The organism is Ciceribacter sp. RN22 (assembly GCF_024054295.1).
In the GTDB taxonomy this organism is placed as follows: Bacteria; Pseudomonadota; Alphaproteobacteria; order Rhizobiales; family Rhizobiaceae; genus Allorhizobium; species Allorhizobium lividum.
This window is the reverse complement of sequence record NZ_JAMXLD010000001.1, coordinates 89,840-106,579: the sequence shown is the minus strand read 5'-3', so window position 1 is coordinate 106,579 and position 16,740 is coordinate 89,840. Positions and strand designations below refer to the sequence as shown.

The window sequence follows — 16,740 nt, the reverse complement described above, 5'->3', positions numbered from 1 at the left end:
GTCTTGCGGTCTCCCACACCAATTCGTTGCTTTGCCGCAGAAGGAACAAATTGCGGGGGCAATGATTTCACGTGTTGAACGGAGTATCAACGACCATGAAGAAGACGATTGTTCTTGCCTTCGGACTTATATTCCTCGCCGCCTGCAGCGACGAGAGCAAAAAGTCGACGACGACCGAACAGGCGCCTGCGACCCAGCAGACGGCTCCGGCCGCCCCGGCCGACCAAACCACCACTCCGCCGCCATCGACCGGCACTGAAGGCCAAACCCAGGGTCAGCAGACGCCGAGCAATTAATGTCCTTCTTGCTTCTTGAAAAGACTGCCCCCCGTCGCCTGCATCAGGGCGACGGGAACGTGTAGAAGGGGGGATCACGTGCCCCGGTGCACTTCCTGGAAAGGCTATCAGTAGCTGAGGACGGCTTGTGCGGCCCGGAAATCCTTCCATGGATCGGCAGCAAGCTGAGCCAGTCGGCTACCGATATTTGCGATGGTGAAATGTGCCGGGCCGATCGTGGCTGTCAGTTCCTCCCAGGTGAGCGGCATGGAGACCGGTGCGCCTTCACGGGCGCGAGGAGAGTAGGGCGCGACTGCGGTAGCGCCGCGACCGTTGCGCAGATAGTCGACGAGAATCTTGCCCTTGCGCTTCGCCTTCGACACGGTCGCGACGTAGCGCTCCGGCGAGTCCGACGCCATGGCCTCGGCGATCGCCTTCATCGCCGCCTTCACCGCGGGCCATTCGGTCTTCGGCTTCAGCGGCGCGACGACGTGCAGGCCCTTGCCGCCGGTAGTCTTGACGAAACCGGTGAGTCCCATGTCCGCAAGCCTGCCGCGCACCTCCTGCGCCGCTTCGATCACGCTTTCCCATGAGACATCCGGTCCCGGATCGAGGTCCATGTTGACCATGTCGGGTTTCTCCCAGGCGTCGAGCGTCGATCCCCAGGGGTGGATTTCCAGCACGCCGCCCTGCACCAGCCCGAACAGGCCGTCGAGATCGTCGATTGCGACGTAGTGTTCGTCGCCGCGTTCCTTGGGATCGTCGACTTGCCTGATCGCCTTGCTCATGCCCCGCCAGGCGTGTTTCTGAAAGAAGCAGGCCCCGGAAATACCCTCCGGACAGCGGAGCAGTGCCAGCGGCCGGTGGACAATGAAGGGCGCCACCAGCGGCCAGACTTTGAGATAATAATCGGCGAGCTTCGCCTTGGTGATGCCGGCCTCCGGCCAGTAGATGCGGTCGGCATGGGTGAGTGCCACGCTGCACTTCGGCGGCATGTCTTTCGCGTTCTCGGCTGTCGTTTCCTGCACCACTTCGCGCGTCGCCTTGTTTTCCCGCGGACCGCGGACGGCAGCATGCCGCAGATGGGCGCCCGGCGTCCAGCCGCGGCATTCGATCTCCGTCACGAGTCCGGGCCGCAAGAAGGCGACATCGCAGTGCTTCATGACCTGAAAACTGATCGCCGACGCTGCCAAGACAAATCCTCCGTCTCGATAGGGGCGAAATGCGGGCTTGCCGCTTTTGTTCCTGCCAGCGCGGTATCCGCGCGGGTCGACATGCTCGCGAAGTGCCCGGTTTCTGCCCGGTCGAAGCCGCGGAAGGATTTCGTTAACCTTCGGGCAACCAATTAACCATAAAGATTGGTCGATACGTCGGAATGGGATTCCGCTGCTCGTGAATCCCTTCGAGGCATGACGCCAGCCCGTCGTACCGGTCTCAGTCCGGTATGTTTTTTCATTGAAGCAGTTCAGGGGACAGTCTTCGGTGGGCGCCGGGCGAAAGCCCGCTCTTCCTTGACGTGGCGTGAGTCCGCAGACACTCGAGACATCCCGGGACCATTTCAGTCCGTCCGGTCGCATGCCGGACATGAACGAGGAATATTGTCTTGGCGCAGGTTTCGCCGGCAGATCGGACAGCGGGAGCGCAGGGCGGCAGCCTGCGCGACAGGTTGCGCTTTGCCGGGCTCGAACAGGCGGACTGCGAGCAGCTGAGGCGGCATCGCCCGCTGCTCGACGAAAGCATGAAGAAGGGGCTTCGCGACGTCTTCCAGCGTTACCAGACGTTTCCGGATGCGGCCCGGAATTTCACGAGCGAGCGGCAGCTCGAACGCCTGCATGATCTTCTTGCCTCCCATTGGGATGTTCTGACGGACGCCCGCTTCGATGGCCTTTATGCGGAGCGCGTCAAGGTTCTCTCTGACAGCGAAAGCAAGATGGGGCTTGATCCCCGTTGGCATGTCGCCGGCCACGCCGTCGTGCTCGAACACCTGATCGGCGGCGTTCTCGAGGAGATCGCAGGCTCGGGCTTCATGCCGTCCGGACGCAAGCGCGCCCGTGAACTCGCCGAACTCGTCGACGTGCTGGTGCGTGTCGTCATGGTCGATGTCGAGATCGCCGTCTCGTTGCGCTTCAACGAACTGCGGCTTCGTCATCACCGCGAGCTCACCGAACTGCGCGACCGCGAACGTTCCGATGTCGACACGATCTTCGGTCCGACAATCCGTGCCTTTGCCGATCGGGATCTCGACCAGCGCGTTACCGGTGAGGTGCCGGAGGCCTATGCGGACCTGGCCCGCGATCTCAACGCAGCGCTCGAACAGGTGCAGGCAGCGCTGATCGCCTCGGACGAGAGGGCGCGGTCCGCCGAGACCGCCCTTGCTAGCGTCGTGTCGGCCTCGTCCGAGTTCGCCGGACGGGCAGGTCAGCATTCGGGCGATCTGCAGGAGGCCGCCGCCACGCTGCAGGCCCTGTTGAGCGAAGCGCGTACCACGGCCGAGCAGACGAGGGCTGCAGAGACAGCGGTTGCCGCGGCCCGTCGTTCCGTCGAGGGCAGCGGCGAAGTCGCAGGACGTGCCATTGCGGCCATGGCGGACATCGAGACCTCGGCCGAACAGATCGGCCGCATCATCGGCGCGATCGACGAGATCGCCTTTCAGACCAACCTTCTCGCCCTCAATGCCGGAATAGAGGCGGCGCGCGCCGGTGACAGCGGACGCGGCTTTGCCGTCGTTGCCCAGGAGGTCCGTGCGCTTGCGCAGCGCTCGGCCGACGCCGCCCGCGAGATCAAGACGCTGGTCGCCACCACCAAGGCGCAGGTCAATGCGGGCGTAAAGATCGTCGCCCATACGCAGGACGCCATCGGCAGCATCGCAGGCGAAGTCGGCGGGATCAGCGAAACGGTCGGGGAGATCGCTCGCCGGTCGACGGCTCAGGCGGACGGTCTTCACGGTCTTGCCGGAGACGTCTCCGGTCTCGTCGGCGAGGTGAACGCCAGCGCCGAGCTCGCCCGTCGTTCGAGCGAAGGCGCGGATGATCTGCACAACCTGATCGTGGAGCTCGGTCGGACGGTTCGTGAGTTCCACTACGAGCGCCGGCGCAGGAGCTCCGCGGTCGTTTCGGACGATCGGCGCCAGTCGGCCGGCGTCGTTTCGGCGGGTCGTCTGCCCGCCGCAGCGAACACGGACATCGAGGAGACTGAGGGCGCATTCGGGCTCGATGTCCCGATGCAGATCGGCGGCTGGGGAGGTTGAGGGGATTGTTTACCACCTTCCATTACACAAGGGGAATTCGGACGGGCGAAAGGGCCCGCGGGGTGCCGTTTCCGGCTTCCGCGAGCGGGCTTCCCAGGCGGGACATCGACCTCTCCGAAACACGAGGAAAGAACTGATGGCAACACGGAAAGGCGCAAACAAGAGCTTGAAGCTGGCCGAGGTGCTGGACCTCAACGAGGCTTCGGCCCTGAAGAGCAGTCTCATGGACCTGCGCGGCAGCGGGCTCGACATCGATGCATCGCAAGTCAAGCGCGTCGGAGCGCAATGCGTGCAGGTGCTGATGGCGGGAGCGAATGCGTGGGGCGCCGACAAGAAGCCTTTCACGTTCGTGAAGGCGTCGGAGGCCTTCCTGAAGACCCTTCAACTGATTGGCGTGAATGCAGACCACCTGCTCGCTGAGGAGATTCGGCAATGAAGAAGAAAGTACTGACGGTGGATGACTCCAGGACCATCCGCAACATGCTGCTCGTGACACTCAACAATGCCGGCTTCGAAACCGTACAGGCGGAAGACGGCGTCGAAGGCCTCGAAATCCTGGAGGAGGCCAACCCCGACGTGATCGTCACCGACATCAACATGCCGCGCCTTGACGGCTTCGGCTTCATCGAAGGCGTCCGCCGCAACGAGAAATATCGTGCGGTGCCGATTCTGGTGCTCACGACCGAAAGCGACGCGGAGAAGAAGAACCGTGCACGTCAGGCCGGTGCCACCGGCTGGATCGTGAAGCCGTTCGATCCCACCAAGCTGATCGATGCGATTGAACGTGTAACTGCCTAAGCGGGAATTCCTCCGATGGATATGAACGAAATCAAAGAGATCTTCTTCCAGGAATGCGAGGAACAGCTCGCGGAACTGGAGTCCGGTCTTCTCAAGATGAATGACGGGGACCGCGATCCGGAAACGGTGAACGCCGTGTTCCGGGCCGTGCATTCGATCAAGGGCGGTGCGGGCGCTTTCGGCCTGGACGACCTCGTGTCCTTCGCTCACGTCTTCGAGACGACCCTCGATTGCGTTCGATCCAACAAGCTCGAGCCGACGCATGAGGTGCTGAAGGTGATGCTGCGGGCCGCCGACGTGCTCGCCGACCTTACCAACGCCGCCCGCGACGGCGGCAGCGTCGACGGCGCACGTAGCGCCGGCCTCGTCCGCGAACTGGAGGCACTTGCGAACGGCGAGGCGGCGCCCGCGGCCGCTCCCGTGGCTGCCGCGCCGGCACCGACTCCGGCACCTGCTGCCGTGGCGCCGACCGACGACAGCGGATTCCAGCCGATCCCGTTCTCCTTCGATACCTTCGATGATGAACCGGCACTGCCGCGCTTCGCGATCACGTTCAAGCCGCGTCGCGATCTCTACTCCAAGGGCAACGACGCGGCATTGCTGCTGCGCGATCTCTCCCGTCTCGGCGAGATGAGCATTCATTGCGACATGGATGCTCTTCCGCAGCTCGACGAGATGGATCCGGAAGATGCCTATTTCAGCTGGAACATCGAGCTCTCGACCGACAAGGGCGAGGATGCGATCCGGACCGTCTTCGAGTTTGCCGAATGGGATTGTGACCTCGAGGTGAAGGCGCAGACGGAAGAGGCTGTCCCGACGGGTGAAGAGCCTCCGATGGTTCCGGTTCCCTTCGATCTTTCGCTGCTGGATGATGGTGGCGTCTCGGAGGCAAACACTCGCGAAAGCGATGTCGCTGCAGCCGTTGCCGCGGCAGAGACCGCGTCCAATGTCATGCATATGGCAGGTGCCTCCGCCCGGCAGGAAAAGAAGGAAGCGCCGGCAGCCGCACCTGCCGCCGCGGCAGCCGCCGCGAACGCGGCGCAGAACGCTGCAGCCGGGCAGACGATCCGCGTCGACCTCGACCGCGTCGATCGCCTCATCAACCTGGTTGGAGAGCTCGTCATCAATCAGGCCATGCTCTCGCAGAGCGTGATCGAGAACGATACCAACGGCAACACCACCATCAACATGGGTCTCGAGGAGTTGCAGCAACTCACTCGCGAGATCCAGGATTCGGTGATGGCGATCCGCGCGCAGCCGGTGAAGCCGGTCTTCCAGCGCATGTCCCGCATCGTGCGCGAGGTTGCCGACATGGTCGGCAAGCAGATCCGCCTCATCACGGAAGGGGAAAACACCGAAGTCGACAAGACCGTCATCGACAAGCTCGCCGAGCCCCTGACCCATATGATCCGCAATGCCGTCGACCACGGCATCGAGACGCCGGAGAAACGCGTCGCCGCCGGCAAGAACCCGGAAGGTACGGTCAAGCTGACTGCGAAGCATCGCTCCGGCCGCATCGTCATCGAACTGGTTGACGACGGCGCCGGCATCAACCGCGAGCGCGTTCGCCAGAAGGCCATCGACAACGATCTGATTGCCGCCGATGCTAACCTTTCCGACGAGGAAATCGACAACCTGATCTTCATGCCGGGCTTCTCGACCGCCGACAAGATCTCCGACATCTCCGGCCGCGGCGTCGGCATGGACGTCGTGAAGCGCTCGATCCAGGCCCTTGGCGGTCGCATCTCCATCAGCTCGAAGCCGGGCCATGGTTCCACCTTCACCATGAGCCTGCCGCTGACGCTGGCCGTTCTCGACGGCATGGTTGTCACCGTCGCCGGCCAGACGCTGGTGGTACCGCTGACGGCGATCGTCGAAACCCTCCAGCCGGAGGCGCAGAACATCCATTCCTTCGGGTCCAATCAGCGCCTGATTTCCATCCGCGACAGCTTCTGCCCGCTGGTGGACGTCGGCCGCATCCTCAACTTCCGCGGCACCCAGGCCAATCCGGTCGAAGGCGTCGCCCTGCTGGTGGAATCGGAGGGCGGCGGTCAGCGCGCCCTGATGGTCGATGCCATCCAGGGCCAGCGTCAGGTGGTCATCAAGTCGCTCGAAGCGAACTACACGCACGTTCCGGGCATCGCCGCAGCCACCATCCTCGGCGACGGCCGGGTTGCCCTCATCCTTGACGTCGACGCCGTCGTCGCCGCTTCCCGCGGCCAATCCCTGAAACCGGAAATGTCATTAGCAGTCGCAGGTTAGTTTCATGTCGTACGCGATCAAAAATCTTGTCCAAGGTAGCCGGGAGCTCATCGCCTTCCGCATCGGCGATCAGGAATTTTGCGTGAACATCATGTCGGTTCGCGAGATCCGCGGCTGGACGCAGGCCACGCCGCTACCGCATGCGCCGCCGTTCGTCATGGGTGTCATCAACCTGCGCGGCGCGGTGCTGCCGATCGTAGATCTTTCCTTCCGGCTCGGCCTCGGGCAGGCGGAGCCGACGGCGAGGCATGTGATCATCGTCGCCCAGGTCCGCACCAAGACGGTCGGGCTTCTGGTCGAGGCCGTCTCCGACATCCTGACCGTCACCGACGAGAACATTCAGCCGACGCCTGAGATCTCCACCGATCAAGAGAAGCAGTATGCTCGCGGAATTCTCGCGATCGACAAGCGCATGATCTGCCTGATCGAGCTGGAAGGCCTCTTCCCCGAAACCGAAAGCGAGGCTGCATGATTCCCGCGAGTGCCGCATACCACAGACCATCCGACGACGAGATTCTCGCCAGCGGGGAATATCCGCTGACCCGGCGAGACCTGAACGACATCGCCGCGATGATCTATGCCGATGCCGGGATCGCTCTCAACGACTCGAAGGCCTCGCTCGTCTACTCGCGTCTGTCGAAGCACATCCGCAATCTCGGCCTCAGTGGCTTCCGCGAGTATTGCGCGTTGGTGTCCTCTCCCGAGGGTGCGCACGAGCGCCGGGAGATGCTGTCGCACCTGACGACCAACTTCACCCGGTTCTTCCGCGAGAACCACCATTTCGAGCATCTGCGTGACGAGGTTTTGCCGGGCCTGATAGCCCGCGCCAAGGCGGGCGGCCGCGTCCGCATCTGGTCAGCCGCGAGCTCGGACGGCCAGGAGCCCTATTCGATCGCCCTCACGGTATTCCAGGCCTTCCCGAACGTGCTCGACTACGACTTCAAGATCCTCGCGACCGATATCGATCCGAAGATCCTGGCGATCGCCCGTCAGGGTGCCTACGACGAGCAGGCTTTGGAAACCGTCTCGCCGACCATACGCAAGCAGTGGTTCAAGGAAGTTGAAATCGGCGGCCGCCGCAAGTTCCAGGTGGACGACCGCCTGAAGCGCCTGATCACCTACAACGAACTAAACCTGATGTCCCAGTGGCCATTCAAGGGCAAGTTCGACGTCATCTTCTGCCGCAACGTCGTCATCTACTTCGATGAGCCGACGCAGATGCGCATCTGGTCGCGCTTCGCCGATCTTCTGCCGGAAGGCGGCCATCTCTACATCGGCCATTCCGAGCGCGTGTCCGGCGACGCGAAGGCCTATTTCGACAACACCGGCATCACCACCTACCGCTTTGTCGGAAAAACGGGAGGGCGCAAGCTGTGAGTGCACCCGCCCGCGTTCTCGTCGTCGACGACAGCCCGACCATGCGGGGGCTGATCAGCGCGATCCTCAATTCCGATCCGGACGTCGACGTCGTCGGCCAGGCGGGGGACGCAATGGAGGCGCGTGCCGCGATCAAGCAGCTCAATCCGGACGTGGTCACGCTCGACATCGAGATGCCGAACATGAACGGTCTCGAGTTCCTGGAAAAGATCATGACGCTTCGGCCGATGCCGGTTATCATGGTTTCGACCATGACCCACCGGGGCGCCGAAGCGACGCTTGCCGCGCTGGAGATCGGAGCCTTTGATTGCGTCGGCAAGCCGATGCCCGGCGAGGCTGATCCCTTCGGAGACCTGGCGGAGAAAGTGAAGGCCGCCGCCCGTTCGCAGCATCGCTACAACCGCGTGCCGCGGAGCGAACCGCCTGCGAGCCGCGCCGTTCCGACGTCGGATTTCCGGGTCGGTCGCAAGATCGTCGCGATCGGTTCGTCCACGGGCGGCGTCGAAGCCCTGATCACGGTCCTCCAGAAGTTTCCGCGCAATTGTCCGCCGACGGTCATCACGCAGCACATGCCGCCGACCTTCACGAAGAGCTTCGCGGAACGGCTGAACCGCCTTTGCGAGCCGGTGGTCGAAGAGGCGACCGACGGTGCCCGCCTCGAGATCGGCAAGGTCTATCTCGCTCCCGGCGGCGAACGCCACCTGCAGGTGGCCAATGCCACCGCACCCTGTTGCCGCCTGGTGGAGCGGCCGCCGGTCAACGGCCATCGCCCCTCGGTCGACGTCCTGTTCGATTCGGTTGCCGAGCTTGCAGGCCGCAGCGCAGTCGGGGTCATCCTGACCGGAATGGGCCGTGACGGGGCCGCGGGCCTCCTCAAGATGCGCCATGCGGGCGCGCGCACGATCGGACAGGACGAAAAATCCTGCGTCGTCTATGGCATGCCGAGGGTCGCCCACGAACTCGGTGCCGTTGAACGCCAATTGCCGCTTGCGGCGATCGGCGAAGAAATTCTCAAACTTACTGCTGCCCGGAAAGAAGGTATCGAACATGTCACTAGCTGAGAAAATCAAAGTTCTGATCGTCGACGATCAGGTAACGAGCCGCTTGTTGTTGAGCGATGCCCTGACGCAGCTCGGCTTCAAGCAGATCACGGCCGCCGGCGACGGCGAACAGGGAATGAAGATCATGGAGCAGCAGCCCCATCATCTCGTCATTTCCGACTTCAACATGCCGAAGATGGATGGTCTCGGCCTGCTGCACGCGGTGCGCAGCAATCCGAACACGAAGAAGGCGGCGTTCATCATCCTGACGGCTCAGGGCGACCGTGCGCTTGTTCAGAAGGCTGCTCAGCTCGGCGCAAACAACGTTCTCGCCAAGCCCTTTACCATCGAGAAGATGAAGGCTGCGATCGAGGCGGTCTTCGGAGCCCTGAAATGACAGACGACAGTGCAGCTAGGCGCGTTCACATTATTCAGGGCGAATACAAGGTCGTATCCGATCCGAATATTGTGCTCTCTACCATTCTTGGTTCGTGCGTAGCTGCATGTCTGCGGGATCCGTTTGCAGGCGTGGGGGGAATGAACCACTTCCTGCTGCCGGGTTCGGCGACCGCGGGGGCGGGAGGCGGCGACGCCACCCGTTACGGGGTCCATCTGATGGAGCTTCTCATCAACGGTCTGCTGAAGCAGGGTGCGCGGCGCGACCGCATCGAGGCGAAGGTCTTCGGGGGTGCGAAGACCATTGCGACGTTCTCGAATGTCGGCGAACAGAACGCAGCCTTTGCCATGCAGTTCCTGAAGGACGAAGGTATCAAGGTCGTCGGCTCCTCAACGGGCGGGGAGCACGGCCGCAAGCTCGAATTCTGGCCGGTAAGCGGAAGAGCCAGGCAGTATCCGCTGACCGGCGCCGAGACCCAGAGGACCGTCGCTCTCGAGCAGAAACCGGTCTTCACGCCGAAGGCGGTGGAGAGCTCCATCGAGTTCTTCTGAATACCGCCGGCACGAAAAGGAATACAGGGGGACAAAGATCGTGGAAGAAGCATTGCCGCAAGTCCTGATGCGGGTCGTTACCGAACTGCACGACGTCGCGTATCTCATCGAGCGTATAGAACCGCAACTTCTGGAACTCGGTGGCGCACAGGTGCTCGAGCACCCGGATGCCCTCAAGGTGCTCCAGGGTATCGATCTCGCCGTCCAGAAGACGCGCGGGCTCGCGGAGTTCATCGACACGATCACGGGTTCGATTCCAGACGGGTGGGTCGTCGACATGACGACAGCGCTCAGTCTCGTGAAGCTTGCCGAAATGCAGAAGGCGCTCGGGGCGGGCATCCGCCACGGTCACTCGCAGCCGCTCGGCAAGGCCGCAGGGGACTTCGACTTCTTCTGATCCGACGTGGCATTTGGCCGCTGCACAGCATAGGCACGAATTTCGGGGCCGCTCGTTCGCGAGCGGCCTTTTCGTCGTAGCGCGAAACGCTCGCACAAGTTTCAGTTCCTAATGTCTCGCAAGAGGGCAATGCGTCCCAGTTCCTTCAGTTGATGGCGCGAGACAGAATGAATCTGTTAAATCAATCACTTCAGATCTTTAAGAATCTGGCGTCGCTTGGCCAGACCAAGCTGTTGACCCTGGCGGGGGTCGGCGCTGTTTCCATCGCAATCATCATCGCCGCAGCACTCTTTGTTAACAAGCCGGCTTACGAGACCCTCTACACCGGGCTCGAAGCGACCGATCTCAATCAGGTCAGCATCGCCCTCGCGGAGGCCGGCATCGATTTCGAGGTTGGCACCGACGGACAGTCGATCAAGGTTCCGACCGGCATGACCAGCAAGGCCCGACTGCTCTTGGCCGAGCACGGACTGCCCAACAGCGCCAACGCGGGCTATGAACTGTTCGATAATGTCGGCTCTCTCGGCCTCACGTCCTTCATGCAGGAAGTGACCCGGGTCCGTGCCCTCGAAGGCGAGGTCGCCCGCACCATTCAGCAGATCAACGGCATCGCCGCAGCGCGGGTTCACATCGTGCTTCCGGACGTCGGCAATTTCCGCCGCGGCGAGCAGAAGCCGACGGCGTCGGTGATGATCCGCGCGGGCAACGAAGCCGGCCGCAAGGCCGCTGCCTCGATTCGCCACCTCGTCGCCTCCGCGGTGCCCGGCCTCGACGTCGAGGACGTCACGATCCTCGACTCGACCGGGCAGCTCCTCGCATCCGGTGACGAAATGGGCGGTCCGGCCAACCGTTCGATCGGTGTCGTCCAGACGGTCCAGCAGGAGATCGAGTCGAACATCGACAAGGCGCTCGCGCCCTTCCTCGGCATGGACAATTTCCGTTCGAGCGTAACGGCCCAGATCAACACCGACACCCAGCAGATTCAGGAGACGATCTACGACCCGGAATCGCGCGTCGAACGGTCCATCCGCGTCGTCAAGGAGAACCAGAAATCCCAGCAGCGCCAGCCGGATAGCGCCGCGACTGTGGAACAGAACCTTCCCCAGGCGGATGTTCAGGGCGGCGCCGGCGGACCGGAGTCGTCCGACCAGCAGGACAAGAAGGAAGAGCAGACCAACTACGAGATCAACAGCAAGACGGTCGCGACCGTCCGCAACAGCTATACGATCGAGAAGGTGTCCGTCGCGGTTGTTGTTAATAAGGGTCGCATCGCCAAGATGATCGGCGAGCCGGCCGACCAGGCGAAGATCGACGCCTATCTTGCGGAAATGCAGAAGATCGTCAGCTCTGCAGCCGGCCTCGATACCGGCCGCGGCGACGTCGTCACCCTGACCGCCATGGACTTCCTCGAGAATCAACTCCTCGAAGAATCGGCCACCGGCCCCGGCATCATGGAAATGCTGAGCCGCAACATCGGCGGCATCATCAACTCGCTGGCATTCGTCGCCGTCGCCTTCCTGATCGTCTGGATGGGTATCCGCCCGATGGTCCGCTCGGTCGGCGGTGGTACGGCGGCCCTGGCCGGCGCAAGCGAGGAGGCGGCCGGTCTCGAGCTGCCCGACTTCTCGCCGGCGGTCGGCGGTGGTGCCCTCATGGATGGCTTCGGCGCGGACTTCGGTTTCGACAGCACCGACGATCTGCTCACCATGGGCGACGATCCGAACGGCGGTTTCAACCGGCGCGTCAAGGAAGGTCCCGAGCGGCGTCTCTCCCGCATGGTCGAGATCAGCGAGGAACGCGCCGCCAAGATCCTTCGCAAGTGGGCCGTCGACAAGGCCGCCTGACGAGCCGAAAAGTCTGGACGAAATCAGCCGCGCCGGCATCCCGGCGCGGCTTTGTCGTACCATCCTCCGCCGGGGTGCGACATTTGTGACGATTTGTATATGCAACTCTCGTCAAGTTGGGGAATCGCTGCGTGCGCGTTTGGGTTTGGCGGTATTTATCTTCTATCATTGTCGTGATTCGTCGGGCTGGCGAATCGATCAAGCGAATCACCGGGAGAGGGCGGCCTCTCGGAGATAGAAGGGGTGTACATCGAGGCCGTTTCATCCCGGAAAGGGGGAAACACAATGGACACGGAGTTGGTTAGGGCGGTTCGGAAGGAGAAAGACCGAACCATGTCCATCATGGACGACCCGGCCAGACCTCAAAGCAAGGAGCAGCTTCTTCAGAAGCTGATGGCGGTTGCGCAGGGCGGCAGCATCGGGCGCAGTCTGCACCTTCTGTCCGACTATGTCGGGGCAAACCATTTCCTGCTTGCCCGTTTCGATCTCGTCCAGGAGCAAGGCCTCGATTTCGTCGTCTGCTCCAATTGGCCCTTCGATCTCGTGCGCCGCCTTGAGCGCGAATTCGCAGCGAGCTATTCCCGCACTACCGAGCTTGAGAAATGCCTTTCTCTTCTGCAGCCGCGGTTTGCACTTCTTCCGGACGACGCCGACGCTCCGAGGGGGCTAAGCCGGGAGTATTGCGCGCTGACCTTCAACGTCGGTCGCACGCGGCTGTCGCTGATGTTCCTTTATGAAGATGATATCGTGCTGTCGCCGGAACGGCTGCGAGAGGTCGGCCTGCTCTGCGGTTACTGCGTAAGCCTCTCCGCCGGTCGAGGGCAGCGGGCGGACCGCGAATTCGAACTGACGGAACGGGAGATCGAATGCCTCTTCTGGATTGCCGAAGGCAAGACCAGCGACGAGATCGCCACCATCCTCGGCATTTCGCGCAATACCATTAACAACTACATCACGAGTGTCATGCGCAAGACCGCGACCAAGACGCGGTCCGAGGCGATTGCGTATGCCGTGCGCAATAACCTCGTATAGGGACGGGCCGATGAAATACCCACAAGGCTCGCTCCCCTCTGCGAAAACCCAGGCCGGACACTCGCGCCAGATCAACGTGCGCTCGGAGATATTCCCGAAGCTCACCGCGCTGCAGAAGAGCCTCGGTGCCAACGGCTTCGCCGTGCTCAAGATCGCCGGCTCCGGTCTGCCCGGCAAACGCAAGCTCGTCGCGCAGCTCGACAACTGGTCGATGATGGTGCCGGCAGGCCTCGACGGCTTCCTCGTCCATTACGGAAGCACCCTGCTGTCGCACCTCGAGAGTTCTCTGTTGCCGCTCAGCTGGAATGCGGTCGGCGATTCGAGTTGGGCCGACACGTCGGATTTTTCCGTCTTCGTGGACCAACTACAGCCGCGCGTGCTGCCCTATTCCGGTATCGCCTTCCCCGTTCGGCTCGGTGCTTCGGGCAACGGATACGTCCTCTTCGCCGTCACCGGCGGCATCGATATTGCCGGGGAGCGGATCATCGACATCCATTCCCGTTGCTGCAAAGTGATGACGGACCTGCTGTCGCTGGACGAACGACGCACGCAGCCCGCCGAATCACTGAGCGATCGCGAGATCGCCTGTCTGCAGCTTGCGGGGGATGGTCGCATCAGCGAAGAGATCGCGGAGGCGCTTCGCCTCTCCGTGCACACAGTCAATGCCTATCTCGGGTCGGCGACGATCAAGCTCGATTCGGTCAATCGCATCCAGGCGATCGCGAAGGCAATCCGCCTCGGCTACATCACGTAGTCCGGGCGACGAGCTCATCGTCGCGACGGTTCAGGTGTAGTGCGGGGAGACGCCGGCGTTGCAGAAGCGAGCCGCCTGGAGGCTGTCGCGGAGCAGGCGTGTGTTCTCTTCCGGGCTGCCCAACGGATTGTGGAAAGCCACATGGCAGATCTCGAGGCCGGCGTGATCGTGGGTCAGGGTCAGCTGCGCATAGACGGTCACGTCGCGAGGCTTGATTTCGAGGTCGAGTACGACCTCCGGGGGGCCGCCCCATTCCAGCCTATACTCCCCGCCGGCGCCGAAGTTGACCGTTCCGGGATGGAAATAGAGTTCGGCCGCCGAGGAGACCAGGTCGGCGATGTTGCCATAGAGCTCGAAGCGCAGCAGTGAGATCAGGTCGGCCGCGTCGAGCAGCCGAAGCTCCGATGCAACAGGGCTGATCGCTTCCGCGACGATCTTTTCGCGCTGGCTGGTATAGGGGCATTTCTTCATCGCGATTAGCGTACCCGCGTTTTCCTGGCCTTTGCCGCGTAGACCCGGTGAACGAGTTCCGCGACGGCCTTGTAGAATATCGACGGAATGACACTATCTATCGAGACTTGCGCAAACATGGAGCGAGCAAGCGGCGGGTCCTCAAAAATGGGGATATCGTGCGCCTGGGCGATCTCGCGGATCTTGAGGGCGACCAGGTCCTGTCCCTTTGCGATGACGACGGGAGCGTCGTTCTCCTCGCGCACATACCGCAGGGCCACCGCGTAGTGAGTCGGGTTGGTGATCACGAGCGTCGCGCGCGGCACATTGGCGATCATGCGGCGGCGCGCCCGGTCCCGTGCAATCGAGCGCTGCCGCGATTTCACGATCGGGTCGCCTTGCGACTGCTTGAGTTCGTCCTTGACTTCCTGCTTCGTCATCTTCAGCTGGGTGAACCAGTGGTAGCGCGTCCAGGCGTAGTCGCTGATCGCGAGGATTGCCGTCGCCAGAACGATGATGATCATCATCTTCTTCAGGATCGCAGCGAACTTCACGAGAATCACTTGTGGGTCGGAGAACATCGCGTCGAGGGCGCCGAAATACTCCGAGCGCAGCGCCATCACCATGATGGCCGATACAATGACGATCTTGAAGACGGATTTTCCGAATTCGACGAGGCCGCGTAGACCGAACAGGCGCTCCCATCCCTTGGCTGGCGAAATCCGCGACATTTGTGGACGAATACGCTCCAGCACGAACGAGGGCATGTTCTGGACGACGTTCGACGTGATGCCGAAGACCATGAAGAGGGCCATCGCCGGAAAGAGCAGGGCGCCCGCTTCCCACCCGAGGTGGACGAAGAGCGAGACGACGTCGGTTGCGGTGAAGACGCGCCACTGGTCGGGTTGCTCGAAGAGATCCCGCAGTGTCTCACCCAGGCGACCCATCGCCTTCGGAAGAAAGAACACGGAATAGAGATAAAAGGCGAGAGCCGACGCGAAGATCGGAATTTCGCGTGACGAAGGCAGATTGCCTTTTTCCGCGGCGTCCCGCCGCTTCTTCTCGGTCGGGGCTTCTGTTTTGCTTTCTTTGTCCTGTTCGTCAGACAAGCCCGCTGTCCTTGTTCGGCAATGCCCTTCGAGGCGGCGCCGGATTTGCTGGGCGCGTGTCTGTCGGGATGGGCGAGGCTAGCTGCCCGCCCGATCCCGTTCAATCGGGACGTGGGCGGGCGACAGGTTTTTCAACAGCAAGCCGCCTCAGGCGGCCTGCGTGGCATCGCCTTCCGTTTCCTTGAGCTGGATCTGACCGGAATTGGCAAGCCGGATCGCCTCCTGCGCGACGGCACGCCGGGCGATCGCGATCTCGCGCGGATTGATGCCGGTGGTGCCGGTCGCCAGATCGGATTCGATCATGCGGCGCTGACGCGGGCTGATCGCGGAAAGAACGCATTCGCGGATTTCCATTGATGCGCCGCGCAGCGCCATCGTCAGCACGTCTCCGGAGACGTCGTTGAGGAGCAGCACGCGGCTGCGCTGCGGCATGGCGAGCAGATCCTCGAAGAGGAAGATCTTCGGCCGCACCTTCTCGACCGCCGACTTGCTGATCGTCTCCAGCGAGTTGAGGAGGGTGTCGACCTGGGGCTTGTCGAGCTCGTTCATCAGGTCCGCGACCTTTGCCGAACCCACCGAATTGCGCTCCGCCTCGATCTCCGAGATCAGTTCGTGCACGCGGTTCTCGATGATCTGAGCGGCCTTCTGGCTGACGTTTTTCAGGTTGACGGTGCGGTTCATGACGTCGGCGCGACGGCTTTCCGGCAGCTTCAGGAGAACCTTGGCGCCAAAAGAAGACGGCAGCATCGAGAGGATATAGGCGACTGTCTGCGGATGCTCCCGCATCAGGAACTTGGCGATGAAATCGGGGTCGGCATCCTGCAGCTGGTCCCAGATCGATTCCTCGTAGGCCTGGAACGCCGTACGCCGTCCGAGCAGCCCATCCACCTCCTCGGGGGTCAGTCCCTCCTCGAGAATGCTCTCGATCGCCTTGGCGTTGTCCATCAGGCCGGCACCTTCGGTGAAAAGGTCCTCGAACTCGTTGACCAACAGGTTGAGTTCGTCCGGTGGAATGGAGCGCAGCGTCTGCGCGGACGCGATGATGGTCTGCAGTTCGGCCTGGGTGAAGTACTTCAGCAGCTTGCCGGCGACGCCCTTGCCCATCGCCAGCAGGACGGCCGCAGCCTTGTCCGCCTGGGAAAGGGGTGTTCCAGGTAGGTTACTGCCGAAGTCGTCAAAGTCCATCATGGTCTTCTTCCTCTCTGGC

At 62.4% G+C, this 16,740-nt stretch carries 18 protein-coding genes; 14 read left to right on the top strand and 4 right to left on the bottom strand.

The features are described 5' to 3' along the window. Positions 1 to 95 precede the first annotated feature (95 nt). Positions 96 to 296: a membrane lipoprotein lipid attachment site-containing protein gene (locus NHF53_RS00510; protein WP_114362489.1), complete on the top strand. Its 201-nt coding sequence runs from the start codon at positions 96 to 98 to the stop codon at positions 294 to 296. A gap of 107 nt (positions 297 to 403) precedes the next feature. Here NHF53_RS00510 and ligD read toward each other — a convergent pair whose 3' ends face one another. After that, on the bottom strand, positions 404 to 1,468 hold the full coding sequence (gene ligD / locus NHF53_RS00505; protein ID WP_308218614.1) for a DNA ligase D: 1,065 nt from the start codon (positions 1,466 to 1,468) through the stop codon (positions 404 to 406). Positions 1,469 to 1,878: 410 nt separating this feature from the next. Between ligD and NHF53_RS00500 the strand changes: the two genes are divergently transcribed. From NHF53_RS00500 to visR, 13 genes are all read left to right on the top strand, one after another. Next, positions 1,879 to 3,522 carry a globin-coupled sensor protein gene (locus NHF53_RS00500; RefSeq protein WP_252832653.1) on the top strand — a complete coding sequence of 548 codons (1,644 nt, stop codon included), beginning with the start codon at positions 1,879 to 1,881 and terminating at the stop codon, positions 3,520 to 3,522. Positions 3,523 to 3,658: 136 nt separating this feature from the next. Then, complete coding sequence (locus NHF53_RS00495) at positions 3,659 to 3,958, top strand: STAS domain-containing protein (protein ID WP_252832652.1); 300 nt, start codon at positions 3,659 to 3,661, stop codon at positions 3,956 to 3,958. Further along, the gene (cheY1, locus tag NHF53_RS00490) at positions 3,955 to 4,320 is read left to right on the top strand and encodes a chemotaxis response regulator CheY1 (RefSeq protein ID WP_112688919.1); all 366 of its coding nucleotides are present in this window, start codon (positions 3,955 to 3,957) and stop codon (positions 4,318 to 4,320) included. The genes NHF53_RS00495 and cheY1 overlap by 4 nt, the downstream gene beginning before the upstream one ends. A 15-nt stretch (positions 4,321 to 4,335) precedes the next feature. Beyond that, on the top strand, positions 4,336 to 6,582 hold the full coding sequence (locus NHF53_RS00485) for a chemotaxis protein CheA (RefSeq protein WP_252832651.1): 2,247 nt from the start codon (positions 4,336 to 4,338) through the stop codon (positions 6,580 to 6,582). Positions 6,583 to 6,586: 4 nt separating this feature from the next. After that, a complete protein-coding gene (locus tag NHF53_RS00480; RefSeq protein WP_114362494.1) occupies positions 6,587 to 7,054 on the top strand; it encodes a chemotaxis protein CheW in 468 nt (155 codons plus the stop codon). Beyond that, positions 7,051 to 7,959: a protein-glutamate O-methyltransferase CheR gene (cheR, locus tag NHF53_RS00475; RefSeq protein WP_252832650.1), complete on the top strand. Its 909-nt coding sequence runs from the start codon at positions 7,051 to 7,053 to the stop codon at positions 7,957 to 7,959. The genes NHF53_RS00480 and cheR overlap by 4 nt, the downstream gene beginning before the upstream one ends. Then, positions 7,956 to 9,020 carry a protein-glutamate O-methylesterase CheB gene (cheB, locus tag NHF53_RS00470; RefSeq protein WP_252832649.1) on the top strand — a complete coding sequence of 355 codons (1,065 nt, stop codon included), beginning with the start codon at positions 7,956 to 7,958 and terminating at the stop codon, positions 9,018 to 9,020. The genes cheR and cheB overlap by 4 nt, the downstream gene beginning before the upstream one ends. Beyond that, a complete protein-coding gene (locus NHF53_RS00465) occupies positions 9,007 to 9,396 on the top strand; it encodes a response regulator (RefSeq protein WP_112688929.1) in 390 nt (129 codons plus the stop codon). Before cheB ends, NHF53_RS00465 begins: the two co-directional genes overlap by 14 nt. Next, a complete protein-coding gene (gene cheD, locus NHF53_RS00460) occupies positions 9,393 to 9,947 on the top strand; it encodes a chemoreceptor glutamine deamidase CheD (RefSeq protein WP_114362497.1) in 555 nt (184 codons plus the stop codon). The genes NHF53_RS00465 and cheD overlap by 4 nt, the downstream gene beginning before the upstream one ends. A 67-nt stretch (positions 9,948 to 10,014) precedes the next feature. Next, positions 10,015 to 10,344: a hypothetical protein gene (locus tag NHF53_RS00455; RefSeq protein WP_114362498.1), complete on the top strand. Its 330-nt coding sequence runs from the start codon at positions 10,015 to 10,017 to the stop codon at positions 10,342 to 10,344. 167 nt (positions 10,345 to 10,511) lie between these two features. Further along, positions 10,512 to 12,188: a flagellar basal-body MS-ring/collar protein FliF gene (gene fliF / locus NHF53_RS00450; protein ID WP_252832648.1), complete on the top strand. Its 1,677-nt coding sequence runs from the start codon at positions 10,512 to 10,514 to the stop codon at positions 12,186 to 12,188. A 285-nt stretch (positions 12,189 to 12,473) separates the two neighbouring features. Beyond that, complete coding sequence (gene visN, locus NHF53_RS00445) at positions 12,474 to 13,220, top strand: transcriptional regulator VisN (RefSeq protein WP_114362500.1); 747 nt, start codon at positions 12,474 to 12,476, stop codon at positions 13,218 to 13,220. Positions 13,221 to 13,230: 10 nt separating this feature from the next. Further along, complete coding sequence (visR, locus tag NHF53_RS00440; RefSeq protein WP_252832646.1) at positions 13,231 to 13,974, top strand: transcriptional regulator VisR; 744 nt, start codon at positions 13,231 to 13,233, stop codon at positions 13,972 to 13,974. Between the two features lie 30 nt (positions 13,975 to 14,004). Here the strand turns inward: visR and NHF53_RS00435 are convergent, their stop codons facing one another. The 3 genes from NHF53_RS00435 to fliG form a co-directional block, all read right to left on the bottom strand. After that, the gene (locus tag NHF53_RS00435; protein ID WP_112688941.1) at positions 14,005 to 14,445 is read right to left on the bottom strand and encodes a hypothetical protein; all 441 of its coding nucleotides are present in this window, start codon (positions 14,443 to 14,445) and stop codon (positions 14,005 to 14,007) included. A 5-nt stretch (positions 14,446 to 14,450) separates the two neighbouring features. Then, positions 14,451 to 15,533 (bottom strand): flagellar biosynthesis protein FlhB, encoded by a 1,083-nt coding sequence (gene flhB / locus NHF53_RS00430; protein WP_114362502.1) that lies wholly within the window; start codon positions 15,531 to 15,533, stop codon positions 14,451 to 14,453. A gap of 147 nt (positions 15,534 to 15,680) precedes the next feature. Continuing rightward, positions 15,681 to 16,721 carry a flagellar motor switch protein FliG gene (gene fliG, locus NHF53_RS00425; RefSeq protein ID WP_114362503.1) on the bottom strand — a complete coding sequence of 347 codons (1,041 nt, stop codon included), beginning with the start codon at positions 16,719 to 16,721 and terminating at the stop codon, positions 15,681 to 15,683. Between the last annotated feature and the right edge of the window lie 19 nt (positions 16,722 to 16,740).

Bases quoted from the DNA above. Each gene is read 5' to 3' on its own strand.
- NHF53_RS00510 (WP_114362489.1), top strand. From the start codon at position 96: ATGAAGAAGACGATTGTTCTTGCCTTCGGACTTATATTCCTCGCCGCC.
- NHF53_RS00495 (WP_252832652.1), top strand. From the start codon at position 3,659: ATGGCAACACGGAAAGGCGCAAACAAGAGCTTGAAGCTGGCCGAGGTG.
- cheY1 (WP_112688919.1), top strand. From the start codon at position 3,955: ATGAAGAAGAAAGTACTGACGGTGGATGACTCCAGGACCATCCGCAAC.
- NHF53_RS00485 (WP_252832651.1), top strand. From the start codon at position 4,336: ATGGATATGAACGAAATCAAAGAGATCTTCTTCCAGGAATGCGAGGAA.
- NHF53_RS00480 (WP_114362494.1), top strand. From the start codon at position 6,587: ATGTCGTACGCGATCAAAAATCTTGTCCAAGGTAGCCGGGAGCTCATC.
- cheR (WP_252832650.1), top strand. From the start codon at position 7,051: ATGATTCCCGCGAGTGCCGCATACCACAGACCATCCGACGACGAGATT.
- NHF53_RS00465 (WP_112688929.1), top strand. From the start codon at position 9,007: ATGTCACTAGCTGAGAAAATCAAAGTTCTGATCGTCGACGATCAGGTA.
- cheD (WP_114362497.1), top strand. From the start codon at position 9,393: ATGACAGACGACAGTGCAGCTAGGCGCGTTCACATTATTCAGGGCGAA.
- NHF53_RS00455 (WP_114362498.1), top strand. From the start codon at position 10,015: ATGCGGGTCGTTACCGAACTGCACGACGTCGCGTATCTCATCGAGCGT.
- fliF (WP_252832648.1), top strand. From the start codon at position 10,512: ATGAATCTGTTAAATCAATCACTTCAGATCTTTAAGAATCTGGCGTCG.
- visN (WP_114362500.1), top strand. From the start codon at position 12,474: ATGGACACGGAGTTGGTTAGGGCGGTTCGGAAGGAGAAAGACCGAACC.
- visR (WP_252832646.1), top strand. From the start codon at position 13,231: ATGAAATACCCACAAGGCTCGCTCCCCTCTGCGAAAACCCAGGCCGGA.
- NHF53_RS00435 (WP_112688941.1), bottom strand. From the start codon at position 14,445: ATGAAGAAATGCCCCTATACCAGCCAGCGCGAAAAGATCGTCGCGGAA.
- fliG (WP_114362503.1), bottom strand. From the start codon at position 16,721: ATGATGGACTTTGACGACTTCGGCAGTAACCTACCTGGAACACCCCTT.